The sequence below is a fragment of the Fictibacillus norfolkensis genome, from assembly GCF_014836645.1.
Taxonomy (GTDB): domain Bacteria; phylum Bacillota; class Bacilli; order Bacillales; family Fictibacillaceae; genus Fictibacillus; species Fictibacillus norfolkensis.
On the sequence record NZ_JACSQM010000001.1, the window covers coordinates 503,298 to 518,126 of the forward strand.

Sequence of the window (14,829 nt, forward strand, 5' to 3'; positions counted from 1 at the left end):
AAAAAATGCCTTAGGATTCTGATCCTAAGGCATTCGTTTTTGCTTAATTTGTAGAGAAGATAACGATTCTACCTCTTATTACGGCAATGAAAAAACCTACAACTGATCCAATGATCGCTGGGAGCAGCCATCCGATTCCATCTACATAAAGAGGGATATGGGAATAAATCTGTTCGATTGCACCAAGTTTAAGTCCAAAAGCTTTTAATCCATCTGCTATTGAGACCAGTGCAGTTGCAACGATTCCACCGATGTATACTTCCTTTCTCCCAGAGAATAAATCATGTAGGAAAGAAAGCAGGATCAATACGATCGCAATCGGATAGATCGCTGTTAAAACAGGTACAGAAACTGAGATGAGCTGTGTTAATCCTAAGTTTGCAACACCTGCACTGAACACACTCATCGTGAGTACAACGGTTTTATATGAAACATTTGGGAACATTTTTTTTGAAAATTCACCACATGCAGTGACAAGACCTACGGATGTTGTAAGACAAGCTAGTGCTACAGCAAGTCCAAGTAGTACGTTTCCGAACGGTCCAAATAGTTCCGCTACAACATTGGTAAGAATCTGCCCGCCGTTATCCGTTTGACCAAGTGCCTGACTTGTTGCTCCTAAATAAGCTAAGATGCCATAAACAGCGGCTAAACAAGTAGCTGCGATCAAACCCGCTTTAATAACCATTTTGGTCACTTGTTCTTTTTTCATATCTGGTCGCTTCACTGCTGTGATGACTACGATACCAAACGCAAGTGCTCCTAGTGTATCCATCGTCAAATATCCATCCATAAATCCTTTAACTAAAGGATTGCTTGCATAATCAGGAGATGCCGTTCCTAGTTTTCCAACCGGTGTAATTACCGCCTTAACTAAAAGAGATACGATAATGAGCAATAATAATGGCGTTAAGATATTACCGATTCGGTCTACAAGTTTTGATGGGTTTAACGAAAGCCAGTATGTTACCGTAAAGAATACAACGGTAAACAAGAAAAGGGTTAGGCCATTGTTCATAGAATCTGGTAAGAAAGGAACAACTGCCATCTCATAAGAAACGGTCCCAGTTCTTGGGATTCCGAAGAACGGCCCTATGGCTAAATAAAGGATGATTGCGAAAACTGAACCGAATAACGGATTCACTCGCTCCGTTAACGTTTGAAGGCCCCCACCGGTACGTGCTAGCGCGATTACCCCTAATAAAGGTAATCCAACTCCTGTTATAAAAAAGCCAATCATGGACTGCCAGACCATTTCACCTGCTGACTGACCCAAGGCTGGTGGAAAGATTAAATTCCCAGCTCCGAAAAACAAAGCAAATAACATTAAGCCCACCGAGAGCGTTCGCTTCTGCATATTAAATTTCCTCCTCCGTGGTCATCTATAAGATTTCATTTTTATAGTATTTATCGAATTTTGTCGAAATATTTTTTTATCCATATGTATTTGTAACACGATATGAGATTGGAGTCAATATTCAGATATAATGAATTTTCTAACAAATGTTTTCGTAAGGAAAGGACTGAGAAATCTCAGCCCTTAAATCATGATTTAACGGTTTGTTGGGAACACACGCTTGATCGTATCGTTAAACTCTTTTACGAAACCAGAAACAGGGTTTCCTTTGTTGATCTCGTCTGCATATCCGTTCATACGATCGATGAAGTCAGGGTTCGTTGAAACAAAAACATCATTGATATCAGGATCTGTTTTACGAACTGTATCGCCGATTTTCTTTTCTGTTTCTCTCGAAAGCTTCATGCTCTCGCCGCCTTTAAGCTCTGCAGCTACATAAGCATTGTTCTCTGTAACGATAACTGTCGCATCGTCTACTTCTTTAAGATCTGTTACTTTGTTAGCCGCTTTATCTGCTACATCCATACGCGTATTTTCGTCGTACTGATTATCCATACCCATATCCATGTTGTTATTCATGTTATCCATATTGCGGTCAGCACGGTTGTCGTAGTTCACTTCAGTCATGTTGTTACGTGCTTCTTTTCCCATGTCCTTGTCGTTGTTGTTCATTCCACAAGCACCTAGAAACGATGATAGCATCACGGCCATTGAAGTAACGAGAATAGTCTTTTTCATTAAATGACACTCCTTTTAAAATTTTTGACTGTCATCTAATAAAATTTGTTTGTTGAAGAGAAAATATACATAGCAATGATTTTTATTAAAAAGCTGTTTTCGTAAGCTTTGTTGCTTTTGAAAGTGTTGTTTTCCGTTCCAGGCTGCTCGCTTTCCACGGGGCAGACGCTGAGCCACATTCGTACGTTTCACTCTTAAGTGTCTCAGCTGCCCGCCTGTCCCGTAGGAGTCTCGCATCTTCCACTCCAATCAATTTTCAAAAGGTGACAAGGAGTTCAAAGCAACAATCTTTTAGAAAAGAACGTTGTTAAAAGACATAAAAAAAAGCCTTCCAGTATTGGAAGACATTATTATTTAAACCAGCCACTCGAATAGGAACCTTTATTTTTCGGCTTAAAGATGATCCACGCAACAACACTTAGGATTACGATTGTAAATGCGATCAGGCCAACCTTATGGATCACTTCCATGACTAAAGCCCATCGACCTGCAAGCTGATAGCCGATAATGATAAAGAATGAACACCAGAAAATAGCGCCACTATAAGCGTATAGTGCAAATTGTCTCCAATTTAAAGAATACATTCCGGCGAAATAGGCAGTCAGGTGTCTGATTCCTGGCATAAAGTAACCGAAAAACAAAGCTGACTTTCCGTACTTTAAAAAGAAACTTTGTGTTTTATCTATCTTTTCTTCAGAAACACCAAATTTTGGTCCTAACTTTTTTAATAGAGGTTTACCAAAGATGTTTCCAAAATAATAGCTACCTGTTATACCTGCTATCGCTCCTAAAAAAGCACTCATTACAGCAGGTAAAGCGGGAAGATCCCCTGCAAAAATGAAGTATCCTACAGTGGCTAAAAGGATTTCATCCGGAATAGGTAATCCGATAATACCTAATGCCAATAATAAAAAAATACCAAAGTAGCTATATTGATGAATGATATTTATTAAATCAAATTCCATAACGTCACCAACTTCTTTTTTTACACCTTCTACCATTGTAACGATAAATTGGATGTTTTGGAAAGAGAAAAATACATTTAAGTATCATGTAGGTAGATTGTTACTATGTATTTAGGTCCGTGTGATTCTTAGCAGTTGTAAGAATTAAAGCTATGTCATCCCAAGCAAAGCATTCTTCTAACAGTTGCTGCTTCCCTATCATAACCTGTTCTTCATCTATCTTTTTCCCACCTAAAGAAATATATGCTTGTTTTGATGGATTATCTTTTAATACCCACACAATCATACTCTTTTTTCCTAATGTAATAAGTTTTTCCGAGAACATTTTAAGCAATTTGGTTCCATGTCCTTTTTGTTGCACTTCTTTTAATAAATAAAAAGCATATACTTCACTCTCATATTGATGTTGTGATCTGATGGAACCTCCAGAAATAAATCCACAAAGCTGCTGATTCTCATCTTCTAAAACAAGTACAATGTGTGATTTCTGGTCCAACCATTCACTCCATCTTTGTTCTCTTTCAGTAACTGACATCTGTGATAGGTAGTCGTCCTCTATTAAGCCTCTATACGATTGCTGCCAGCTTTTCACGTGCACTTTCGCTATTTCTGCTGCATCTGTTATTTGGGCTCTTCGTATGTTCATGTTTTCTCCTCTCGATCATCTCTACTTTTTTGTGTGTGAATCATACCCACCATTTACTCTGTGGCAGAAGCGTTACAGGCAATTGAAACTGCTCTTCAAACCAAGATTTCAACTGTGTGGCATGCACTAAATATTCGGAAGCAGAATGCGATACGCCGATTAAGCTCATTGTTGTTTGACCTATATAACTTTTCATCTGTTCATACTTCTTTTTACCGTACTCATTATCGATGTGACAGTGTACCTCTCCTGTTAAATAGGCTTCTGCCCCCATCTTTTCTGCTTCGATCATCGCTTCTACTTTATCACCGCAACCAGCTACAATCGCAATCTTCGTTATGTGTTTATGGAAAGGACCATGCACATCTGCATAAGGAATTTTGAACATTTCGGTTGAATGATGAATCAAGTCCTCTGTGGAAGTTGGAGCTACTTCACACAGAATACCGCATGCTCCTTTTTCATCTCTCAGTAACTCACCGATAACTGTTGCATTCAATGCTTCTGCCCATGCATCACTCGTGCTGATCTCGCGTGAATAATCGAGTGGTACATGAAGCGTAAACACAGATAAACGTTTTTTCTTCATCTGTTCGATAAAATGTGGAGGGATCGGTATAAAGCCTCTTCCAAATTTTCCTTTTGGATCTCCGCATTCCATAACAATGGGGTGATGCATGAATAAAAGATCTCCCGGACTACTTTCAGATATGAATCTTTCTAATACTTCTTCTATAGGAAACACAGCCAAAAATACACGATTGACCTCTTCATCTCCTCTAAGCATGAGTCCGTTGAACAGTTCTGTGAATTCGGGTTGGAACTCATTGCGCCAATCAAAATCGATTGGATCGTAAACCATCGGAATAAACCTACTGAACGCTGGATCAGTTCCAATTTTTCTATATGTAAAAAGTTCATCAATCGCTGAATCTAATCTGTTTAGTTTCACCATCTTGTTTTCTTCCTTTCTTTTTAAAAGGGATGTTTGTTGAACAGCACCGATTTTCTAATAACAACTTTTAAAATAAATAATCTCTGGATCTCCTTCGTCTAAGTTGTCTACAAAACCACTTTTCTTAAAGTGATTCCTGATAAAAGTCTTTTTCATAGATTCATTCGATTCATTTGTTGATGAAAATAGTTTGTTTGTTGGAGAAATTTTAGTCATATGTGTTAATAAGCTACTTCCTAGTCCTTTTCTTTGATGAGCAGGGTCAACCATGATGAGGGATATAAAAGAGCAATCAAAGAAATGAGTGTGATATATTAAAAATGCAGCTATTTCATCTTCCTGAAACATGATCAAACACTTTTCATCTTTTATCGCCTGATTGATCTCTTCTTTCCTATGATCACTTCCTATCATTTTTTTATCTAATTCTATTATTTTATATAGATCTTGTTTCTTCGCATTATGTATTTCCATATGTATCATCCTTTTGTTTGTCATTACGTTTAGGTTTGCTACAATAGAGAAAAAAGTTGAGGTGTTCTATTCATGGCTATTGTAGATATTACAATCATTCCGATCGGTACTGAAACTCCGAGTGTTAGTGAATATGTAGCTGAAATACAAAAAGTGCTTCAGGAAAACAAAGATAAGGTAAATTACCAGCTTACTCCAATGAGCACATTAATAGAAGGCGAGCTTTCTGATCTCTTTCATGTGATCCAGCAGCTTCATGAAGTTCCTTTTTCAAAAGGCATTCAGCGAGTAGCCACAAACATTCGCATCGATGACCGCCGCGATAAAAAATCTACGATGGCAGGAAAGCTAGAGGCTGTTGAGGCTCGGATGAATAAGGAGTAATAGTTGAATCTGGCTGGTACGTGGAATCTATGTGAACGAGCATAAATCTCGGTAAGCGAGCATATATCTTCGTGAACGAGCATAAATTCGCTCAACGTCTCCTGAGCAACCATATTTACAAAAAAGCTTACTCTCATAGGGCAATTCGCCCCATCGAGAGTAAGCTTTTTCTTTATTTATTCACCCTTTGACGCTTTTACTTCTGCTTTTTCCTTTGTTGCTACTGCATTTGGTTCTTTTTTAGCAAATTCGATGCGGAGATCGTCGATGCTATTACGCACATTCCCTTTTCCAGAGAAATTTTCTAACAGTTCTTTAACATCAATGCCTGATGAAGCTTTTAAAGATTCTTGAAGTGAGGACATTAAGTTTGTCGCATAACCTGTGATACGGTTTGCTCCACCATTCTCACCGCCGCCTGTATCCACGACTGTAATTTTATCGATGTTAGCAAGTGGTGCTGCTACTTGCTTCGCATATTCAGGAAGCATCTTAATCATCATATCCATCATAGCAGCCTGACCATATAACTCAAACGCTTCAGCGATCTTCTGTTTCGCTTCGGCTTCAGCAAGACCTTTCAGACGGATAACATCTGCTTCGGATTCCCCTTTTGCACGTTCTGCTTCGGCTCTAGAAAGTCCGTCTAAGCGCACTTTCTCAGCTTCGGCTTTTGCCATAGCTTCAACACGATACTTATGAGCATCCGCTTCAGCCACTTGCTTACGCTTATCCGCTTCGGCTGACTGTTCAACCGCATAACGGTCTGCATCGGCCTTCTTCTTAACTTCAGAGTCGTATTGCTTTTCACGACGCAGGATCTCTTTTTCTTCAAGCTCGATCTGCTTTTGACGCTCGATGATCTTAATCTGCATCTGCTGTTCTGTTACTTGCTGTTTTGCGATTGCTTCTTCTAGGTGATAAGCCTGGTCAGCACGGGCTTTAGCCACATCTTGCTCGCGGCGGAACTCAGCCACTTTCAACTGATTCATCTTTTCAGCTTCCGCTACTTCTGTCGCGCGGCCTAACTCTGACTGCTTTGCTTCTTTATCTGCTTCAGCACGTTTGATACGCGTTTCTTTTTCAGCTTCTGCCATCGCCATGTCAGCATCACGCTTAATCTGTGCGATACGTGGCTTACCAAGAGAATCTAAGTATCCATTCTTATCACGAAGATCTTTGATCGTAAACGACACGATGATTAATCCCATTTTAGCTAGATCTTGAGAAGCTACACGTTGAACTTCCTGCGAGAATTTTTCACGATTCTTGTAGATTTCTTCCACCGTCATCGATCCTAAGATAGAACGTAAATGACCTTCAAGGACTTCACGAGCTTCATTTTCACGATCTTCCTTCAACTTTCCAAGGAACTGCTCAGCTGCAGTCGCGATCTCACCGATTGAGCTTCCTACTTTAATGATCGCTGTTCCGTCAGCCATAACGGGAACACCTTGCTCTGTATAAACTTCTGGTGTTTGAACGTCTAACTTACTCGTTAACAAACTAAGCGGCTTTGCTTGTTGGAAAACAGGAAGTACAAACGTACCGCCCCCGCGAACGATCTTGATACGATTACCTGATTCATCAATATTTACGTTCTTGCTTCCTAAGAAGCTTCCTGTAACGATCAATGCTTCATCTGGGCTCGCCGTTCTATACTTTGTAATAAAAACACTAATAAGAGCAACGACTAAGAATACAGCAACCCCGATAACGATAAACAACGGTGAAAAACTCATAATAACCCCTCCAGTTTAATGAATATATGTTTGTTCCACTTGCTCATAGCGCATGACAGATACGACACCTTTTTGGATATCGATGATCAACACCTTTTCTCCTTGAGAGATTGGTTTGTTATCCATGCTTATTGCGGATTTAGAGATCCTTCCGCTGATGCCCTCGATTAAGATCTCGCCAAACCCATCTGTCGGAACCGAAGTTAATACGGTACCCACTCTTCCTTTAAGATCTTCATCTCGATAAGCTAAAGACTCTTCAGATGAACGGATCGGCATCAGTACGAAAACATTTAATAGCGTCACGAGCAATAACGATAGTAAACTACTAAATACCATGATGAACCAGCTGTTAATATCCGTCATGATCTCTAATAAATAGCCTGACGCTGTTCCTATTGTAAAAAAGGATAAGATAAGCGCTGGATGCAAGAAATCCAAAGCTGCATCAAGCATGTCACCAAATAGGATGTACACGAATGTAATGCACCCGAAAACAATAAAGCTTCCTAAATAGATCGTAGACAACGGATATCCGAATAATTCCATAGTCTTCTCTCCTATCTTCATAAACTTTTTATGGCAAAGCTATAAATAATCACGTCCTTTTGTCGAATTTGATATAACCTTAACAAAGTGAAACAAAAAAGATTGTAAAATTTTGTCGACAATAATTAATTTCCAATATTGGTTTTATATAGATATTTACGAGTACGTAAGAAAAAAGTTTCAGTTAGTTAACAATATTTTGTATAATTTTGTTAAAAGGAGTGAAATCCCATGTTTGAAGAGAAATTGTGGCAGTTTTTAAACAGACAAGCGAATAAAGAAGATGCAGAACCAATGAAAAAGTATATGCGTGATCAGTTCGAATTTTTCGGTATTCGTTCTCCCATTTTGAAACAAAGTATGAAGGATTTTTTAAAGGAGTATGGATTGCCTTCAAAAGAAGAACTACCATCACTTATTAAAGAAGCTTGGTCTCAGCCGGAACGGGAGATGCAGTATGCAACGTTTACAATTGTTGAAAAGTTAAAGAAGCAGATGACAAAAGAGGATATCGAATGGATCGAGTATACCATCGTGAATAAAAGCTGGTGGGATACGGTTGATCATATTGCTAAACATATTGCTGGGGTTTATTTCATGAAGTTTCCAGAAGAGATCGAACATGTTACGGAACGTTGGGTTCAATCCAAGAACATTTGGCTTATGCGATCAGCCATTCTGTTTCAACTAGGATACAAAGATAAGACCGATAAAGAGCTTCTAGCACAAATTATTAAGGATACAAAGTACGATCAAGATTTCTTTATCCGAAAAGGCATCGGATGGGCGCTGAGAGAATATGCCTACACAGACCCCGATTGGGTATGGGAGTTCGTTCATACAGAGGAGTTAAGTCCACTTTCCTATAAAGAGGCGATTAAGAATATTAAAAAGACTAAGCAGCCGCACTAAAAGAAGCTACTGAAAAACCGGTTGAATTTCACCGGTTTTTCCTTTTATCAGTAAAAAACATGGGCTTGCATGAAATCACATGCGAAACCCATGTTTTTTTACCTTGCCTTACCTTTTTTTATTTAATTAACTTCATGATTCTCTTTATAATTACCGCAATTATGTAACGGTACTTTCCATTCCATACACACCACACCTTATGATGATTGCACATCATACCTGTGTCTCAGTGGCATTCCAGCCGTTGTAATGACGACTATTGTCCAGTATTTCATCTTACATAAACAAAAAGTCTACTAGTTCATTCAGTATCTCCTGGAACAATCAAATCATAAAGTGCCATATATAAGGACTTTGAATTTAAGTTACAAACATGTAGTGATTGGAGCGGAAGGGTACTGACTCCTGCGGGACGAGTGGGACAGGTGAGACCACTAAAGGCGCAAAGCGGCAGGGGGCTCACCGCCCGCCCCGCGGAAAGCATGTACCCTGGAGCGGTCACCGCTCCAAATCTTCTAATGAGTGACTTTTTCAGTGACCTCCACTAAACGGCTGCTTCTTTATTTTTGAAGTTCTGAGACAACATGACGAATAGCATTTCGAAAAGATGCAAATGAAAGTTGATTCGTATGTAAACCAAGAGAGACCATATTTTTAACCATCTCTTTCGGAAAACCGCAGTACAATACATCTGCTCCCAACAACTTAATCGTATCTGTAAGCTTTTGAATCTCATGACCCAGCTCAGGATCTGTTATAGTTGTTACACCTGAAAAGTCTAAGATGACATAATCCGCTCCATTGTTTAAACATTCTTTTAATAGCTTTGTAGTTAACGTCTCGAGTCTCTCGAGTGTAAGCTCTCCGATCAGCGGCACTAAAAGCGTATGGTTTGCGATTGTTTGAAGAATAGGTGTTGCTAGTTCATTCAGCATTTCTTTTGTTCTTTCTCTTTCCTGTTCGCGCTCTGTGATATCTTTCCACGTTAATAGATAACCCCTTTTCTGATTCTGCACGATTAGTTCTTTCACGATTAATCTTGCAACAAACCGATTAAAGAGAACAATCTGCATATCAATCGGAAACTCACCTTTTTTCATCAGCTCTTCTTGAAAAGAGCTCTTATGAAAACTTCTAATATGTAAACCTAGAATGTCTTCTGCAGAATCTATATTAAGGTAAGTCTTCATCATTTCTATTAATTTTTTGCCGCTACTATTCATCCATGAAATATGGAAGTCTTGCTCTATATAAAAGATATTCTCTTCTAAACAATTCAGTGTGTCCTTAATTGTTTCTTCTAACTCATAAGCCATAAGAAGCGCTCCCCTTTTTTTACAGTCCTGTTCCTATCATATCCGAGATCATCCTATTACTCTATAAAAAAGAGTAAAGAGCCCTCACAAATGTAAGCGCTATCTAAATCTTTACAAAAAACACTGTTGTGTGAAGTTCTAACTCCATGTAAAATGTCCATATCAAACAAACAAGTGTACTTTCCATAAAAACAAAGGGGCGGATAAAATGGTTACTCACGTTTCAGTAGGACTTTTAGGATTAGGAACTGTCGGCAGTGGTGTTGTTAGAATGATCGAAGGAAATCGCGAAGAATTACAGCACCGAGTTGGATGCCCTGTTTTTATTGAAAAGATACTCGTTCAGAATGTTGACAAAGAACGTCTTGTCTCCATTAACAATGAATGGTTAACACAGCATCCCGAAGATGTTATCCAAAATCCAAATATACAGGTTGTTATAGAAGTGATGGGCGGTATTGAATTAGCGCGAGAATATATCACACTTGCTCTTCAAAATAAAAAGCATGTGATCACGGCAAACAAAGATCTGATGGCTTTATATGGTGCAGAACTTTTACAAGTAGCACATGAAAATGAATGCGATCTATTCTATGAAGCAAGTGTTGCAGGAGGCATCCCTATTATTCGTTCACTCGTTGATGGGTTGGCTTCAGACAAAATTACGAAGATGATGGGAATCGTCAACGGAACAACGAACTACATTCTTACAAAAATGGATAAACAGCAGCGCAACTATGAAGAAGTATTAAAAGAAGCTCAAGATCTTGGATACGCAGAAGCCGACCCTACATCAGATGTAGAAGGCATCGATGCAGCGAGAAAAATGGCGATTCTCTCAACACTCGGCTTCTCCATGCACATCCACTTGGATGATGTATCCGTGTCGGGTATCTCAAAGGTTACACAAGAGGATCTCGAATATGCACGCCAGTTCGGTTATACGCTGAAACTGATCGGAAACGCAAAAAAGGATAACGGAAAAGTGGAAATCAGTGTTGAACCCACTCTTCTGCCTGACTCACATCCGCTAGCAAGTGTTCAAAATGAATACAATGCGGTCTATGTTTACGGTGAGTCTGTAGGAGAAACCATGTTCTTCGGACCAGGTGCCGGGCAGCTACCAACCGCTACATCAGTTGTTTCTGATTTAGTTGCTGTGGTGAAAAACATGCGACTTGGTGTTAATGGTAAAAGCGTTGTTGCTCCACAGTTTGATAAACAGTTAAAACAGCCGAACGAGATCGACGGAAAATTCTTTTACCGGTTGTACGTGAAAGATGAGGCAGGTGCTTTCTCTTCGATCACTTCTCTGTTTGCACTGCATGACATCTCACTTGAAAAATTAATTCAAAGTCCTGTAGATCATAAAGGGGTAGCAGAAGTTGTAATCGTGACTCACGGAACGAACAAACAGCAAGATAGCCACGTCTATAACCTGCTTCGCGACTCTGAAATGGTACAAGAAATCAAAAGTCACTATCGTGTGGAGGGAGCTTAATATGCATTGGAAAGGACTACTACATCAATATAAAGAATATTTGCCGGTTAATGAGTCTACTCCCCTTCTATCGTTGAACGAAGGGCATACTCCACTTATTCCGCTTCCACATCTATCTAAGGAATGGGGCATCAACCTTTATGCGAAGTACGAAGGAGCAAATCCTACCGGCTCTTTTAAAGACAGAGGGATGGTTATGGCTGTAGCAAAAGCGAAAGAAGAAGGAAGTAAAGCAATCATCTGTGCTTCTACAGGAAACACCTCTGCTGCAGCTGCAGCCTACGGAGCAAGAGCAGGCCTCCGATGTATCGTTGTCATTCCTGACGGTAAGATCGCTCAAGGAAAACTAGCTCAAGCAAAAATGTATGGAGCAGAGATCTTTGCCATTGAAGGAAATTTTGATGAAGCTCTTCAGATGGTACAAAAAATGAGTGAAGAAGAAGACTTCACCCTCGTTAACTCTGTAAATCCTTATCGTTTGGAAGGACAGAAAACAGCTGCTTTCGAATTGGTTGATGCGCTAGACGGAGCTCCTGACATCCTGGCTATACCCGTTGGAAACGCAGGTAACATTAGTGCGTATTGGAAAGGATTCAAAGAGTATGATGCAGTGAAATTTTCTGGACTCCCCCGCATTCATGGATTCCAAGCAGCCGGTGCAGCTCCAATCGTAAATGGATCTGTTGTTAAAAATCCTGAAACGATTGCAACTGCCATTCGAATCGGTAACCCTGCCAGCTGGAAGTTAGCTTCATCTGCTTTAGAAGAATCTGGTGGCGTCATTGATTCTGTTACAGATGAAGAAATTTTAGAAGCATATCAGATGCTCGCTTCCAAAGAAGGTGTTTTCGCTGAACCTGCTTCTTGCAGCACGATTGCTGGACTGTATAAACAACACCAACAAGGATTACTTCCAAACGGCGCTTCCGTTGTAGCCATTCTAACAGGTAACGGTCTTAAAGATCCTGATATCGCACTAAAAACAGTACAACAAGAACCGATCGTGATTCCAAATGATTTTAATCTACTACGTCAACAGCTAAAAGGATGTGTTGTATAAATGAAAGCAGAACCTTTTTCTATCCATGTTCCAGCAAGTACAGCTAATCTTGGTCCGGGGTTTGATTCTGTCGGTCTTGCTCTAAACAGATACTTAACCGTTCATGTTCAACCGTTCGCTCCACGCAAAACAACATTTCACGGAGAGGAACTTCAAGCATTCAATAAAGATGAAAACAACTTAATCATGCAAGCCGCACATTTCACCGCAGATTCTTTTCGAAAGAAATTGCCTCCTTGCCAGTTAGATGTGGTGAGTACATTTCCTACATCAAAAGGGATGGGAAGCTCTGCATCTGCAATCGTAGCGGGCATCGAACTTGCAAACATCCTTTTAGACCTTGAACTTTCTAAAGAATCGAAATCACTTCTTGCAAGCTCACTAGAAGAACATCCTGATAATGTGATACCCGCCATCTTTGGAGGACTTACGATCAGTTTTTACAATGGACAAGTGGTGGAAACGGTCCATGTTCCAGATGTGGCAGTTGAGATGATCGTAGCTATTCCAGATGGAGTTCTTCATACGAAACAGTCTAGAGGCTCTCTGCCAAACCTTCTTCCTTTCAACAAGGCGGTTGAAGGCAGCGCGATCAGCAATGTTCTTGTTGCGGCATTGATGAAAAATGATTGGAAGAAAGCAGCCGAAATGATGAACCGCGATCTGTTTCATGAACCGTTTCGTTCGAAATGGGTTCCACTCTATGCTGAACTTAAGGAAAAAGCGATCGAGCTCGGTGCTTATGGTGCTGCTATAAGTGGTTCAGGTCCCTCCATCGTCTGTTTCACTCCACATCAAAAAGCAGCAGGTATCACTGAACAGCTTTCTCTATTGTTTCCTCAGTACCACTTTGAGACAGTTTTTCCTGACCGCAGAGGAGTTGTAGTTGAAAAATGTTTGTCTGCCGCTTTATGAATTTAACAGGCAAAAGGATTAAGCACCGAAAATGCTTAATCCTTTTTGTCTTATTTATGCACAATCTCAAATTGATCTCTTAATAGCGTCCAGTTTTCAGGGAATGGTTCTCCTAATACCCAATAACCAAGCCCTCTTAATTTATATTTCTTCACGAGTTGATTCTTTGCTTCAGCACTTTGTTCGTTCTCAAACCATACAACATGCTCTTTGCCGTTATCATCTTTGTAATTAAAGAACGGTGCTTGAGACTCGTTATCATATTTCACAGTAGCATCTTCTTTTAATGCCAAATCATGTGCTTCTGCCGGTGCGACGCGTTTTGCGAATTTATTTCCTTTTTTATAAGGAAGTGTCCAATCGTATCCGTATAACGGAGCACCCATCACGATTTTTTCTGGAGGGATGACCGATGTTGCATACTTCACTACTTTCTCTACTTGCTTTACAGGCGCAACAGCCATTGGAGGTCCACCAGACCAGCCCCACTCATATGTCATAAGAACAACAAAGTCTGCTAGCTCCCCATGACGTTTATAGTCATGTGCTCCATGCCATGGTCCTTTTTGTTCATCACTTGTCTTTGGAGCTAATGCAGTTGAAACTTTAAATCCTTCTTTTTGAACTTGTGGGATGATCGTTTCTAGAAAACCGTTATAAAGCTCTCGATCTTTTTCTTTAATATGTTCAAAATCAATATTCAGTGCTTTATACCCTTTTTGCTTCATCGTGCTGATAACACTACCGATCAGCGTTTTTGAAGCGGTTTTATCTGTGAAGATGTTATGTGCGATCTCTGGCGAGAAGTTTCCGTCTATAAAGTTAGTTAACACCATCATCGGCATTGCTTTAGATTTCTTCACTTCTTGAAGTGCCGCATAATCTTTAATTGGCTTAAGTGATCCATCTTTATTTACTTGATAACTAAAAAACGCTACGTAAGTTAGATCGTTTACCGATTCTTGTACATCTTTTATTGATTGTTTCGCTTCGATCGGCTCTAAGAATCCTAAAGTCTCAATCTTCGTTTTACCATGATTCGTTTCAGCTTTTGAGATGTCCACTTGTTTTTTCTGTGGCGAATTAATCTGTTCTAACCTTGGGCTATTTCGCGTTTCGTTACTCATGTTCTTTGGAGCAGCTTCGCTTTCTTTCATGTTGTTAGAGTTGCCGCATCCGCTTAGTACAATCGTAAACGCCGCTAAAAGCGCGACTATCTTTTTCATAAACAAACCTCCTTCATTTTCGTTATTTTTCCATGAAGAGGTTTGTCCTATTCTCTTTTTTTAAAATAGCTCGCACCATCTAATCCTCT

The 14,829-nt window shown here is 39.8% G+C and carries 15 protein-coding genes; 5 read left to right on the top strand and 10 right to left on the bottom strand.

Annotated elements, in window-relative coordinates:
* Positions 1 to 43 precede the first annotated feature (43 nt).
* From brnQ to H9648_RS02540, 6 genes are all read right to left on the bottom strand, one after another.
* The gene (gene brnQ, locus H9648_RS02515) at positions 44 to 1,357 is read right to left on the bottom strand and encodes a branched-chain amino acid transport system II carrier protein (protein WP_191752188.1); all 1,314 of its coding nucleotides are present in this window, start codon (positions 1,355 to 1,357) and stop codon (positions 44 to 46) included.
* A gap of 195 nt (positions 1,358 to 1,552) precedes the next feature.
* A complete protein-coding gene (locus H9648_RS02520; RefSeq protein WP_191752189.1) occupies positions 1,553 to 2,095 on the bottom strand; it encodes a YhcN/YlaJ family sporulation lipoprotein in 543 nt (180 codons plus the stop codon).
* 350 nt (positions 2,096 to 2,445) lie between these two features.
* Positions 2,446 to 3,060 (bottom strand): DedA family protein, encoded by a 615-nt coding sequence (locus H9648_RS02525; protein WP_191752190.1) that lies wholly within the window; start codon positions 3,058 to 3,060, stop codon positions 2,446 to 2,448.
* 103 nt (positions 3,061 to 3,163) lie between these two features.
* Complete coding sequence (locus H9648_RS02530) at positions 3,164 to 3,706, bottom strand: GNAT family N-acetyltransferase (protein ID WP_191752191.1); 543 nt, start codon at positions 3,704 to 3,706, stop codon at positions 3,164 to 3,166.
* 40 nt (positions 3,707 to 3,746) lie between these two features.
* Positions 3,747 to 4,661 (bottom strand): Nif3-like dinuclear metal center hexameric protein, encoded by a 915-nt coding sequence (locus H9648_RS02535; protein ID WP_191752192.1) that lies wholly within the window; start codon positions 4,659 to 4,661, stop codon positions 3,747 to 3,749.
* 54 nt (positions 4,662 to 4,715) lie between these two features.
* The gene (locus tag H9648_RS02540; protein WP_225218684.1) at positions 4,716 to 5,135 is read right to left on the bottom strand and encodes a GNAT family N-acetyltransferase; all 420 of its coding nucleotides are present in this window, start codon (positions 5,133 to 5,135) and stop codon (positions 4,716 to 4,718) included.
* Positions 5,136 to 5,207: 72 nt separating this feature from the next.
* Between H9648_RS02540 and H9648_RS02545 the strand changes: the two genes are divergently transcribed.
* On the top strand, positions 5,208 to 5,519 hold the full coding sequence (locus H9648_RS02545; protein ID WP_191752194.1) for an MTH1187 family thiamine-binding protein: 312 nt from the start codon (positions 5,208 to 5,210) through the stop codon (positions 5,517 to 5,519).
* Between the two features lie 176 nt (positions 5,520 to 5,695).
* Here H9648_RS02545 and floT read toward each other — a convergent pair whose 3' ends face one another.
* Positions 5,696 to 7,261, bottom strand: coding sequence for a flotillin lipid rafts scaffold protein FloT (floT, locus tag H9648_RS02550; RefSeq protein ID WP_191752195.1), 1,566 nt, complete (start codon positions 7,259 to 7,261; stop codon positions 5,696 to 5,698).
* A 15-nt stretch (positions 7,262 to 7,276) separates the two neighbouring features.
* Positions 7,277 to 7,810 (bottom strand): NfeD family protein, encoded by a 534-nt coding sequence (locus H9648_RS02555; RefSeq protein ID WP_191752196.1) that lies wholly within the window; start codon positions 7,808 to 7,810, stop codon positions 7,277 to 7,279.
* Between the two features lie 231 nt (positions 7,811 to 8,041).
* Here H9648_RS02555 and H9648_RS02560 point away from each other — a divergent pair, with 231 nt between their 5' ends.
* Positions 8,042 to 8,722, top strand: coding sequence for a DNA alkylation repair protein (locus H9648_RS02560; RefSeq protein WP_191752197.1), 681 nt, complete (start codon positions 8,042 to 8,044; stop codon positions 8,720 to 8,722).
* A gap of 560 nt (positions 8,723 to 9,282) precedes the next feature.
* Here the strand turns inward: H9648_RS02560 and H9648_RS02565 are convergent.
* Positions 9,283 to 10,038 carry an STAS domain-containing protein gene (locus tag H9648_RS02565; protein WP_191752198.1) on the bottom strand — a complete coding sequence of 252 codons (756 nt, stop codon included), beginning with the start codon at positions 10,036 to 10,038 and terminating at the stop codon, positions 9,283 to 9,285.
* A 208-nt stretch (positions 10,039 to 10,246) separates the two neighbouring features.
* On the opposite strand from H9648_RS02565, the gene H9648_RS02570 reads away from it, so the two are divergent.
* From H9648_RS02570 to thrB, 3 genes are read left to right on the top strand one after another with little or no spacing between them, the layout of a single operon-like run.
* On the top strand, positions 10,247 to 11,539 hold the full coding sequence (locus H9648_RS02570; RefSeq protein ID WP_191752199.1) for a homoserine dehydrogenase: 1,293 nt from the start codon (positions 10,247 to 10,249) through the stop codon (positions 11,537 to 11,539).
* 1 nt (position 11,540) lies between these two features.
* The gene (gene thrC / locus H9648_RS02575; RefSeq protein WP_191752200.1) at positions 11,541 to 12,599 is read left to right on the top strand and encodes a threonine synthase; all 1,059 of its coding nucleotides are present in this window, start codon (positions 11,541 to 11,543) and stop codon (positions 12,597 to 12,599) included.
* The gene (gene thrB, locus H9648_RS02580) at positions 12,600 to 13,514 is read left to right on the top strand and encodes a homoserine kinase (RefSeq protein WP_191752201.1); all 915 of its coding nucleotides are present in this window, start codon (positions 12,600 to 12,602) and stop codon (positions 13,512 to 13,514) included.
* A gap of 50 nt (positions 13,515 to 13,564) precedes the next feature.
* Here the strand turns inward: thrB and H9648_RS02585 are convergent, their stop codons facing one another.
* On the bottom strand, positions 13,565 to 14,740 hold the full coding sequence (locus tag H9648_RS02585; RefSeq protein ID WP_191752202.1) for a glycosyl hydrolase family 18 protein: 1,176 nt from the start codon (positions 14,738 to 14,740) through the stop codon (positions 13,565 to 13,567).
* Positions 14,741 to 14,829: the final 89 nt, after the last annotated feature.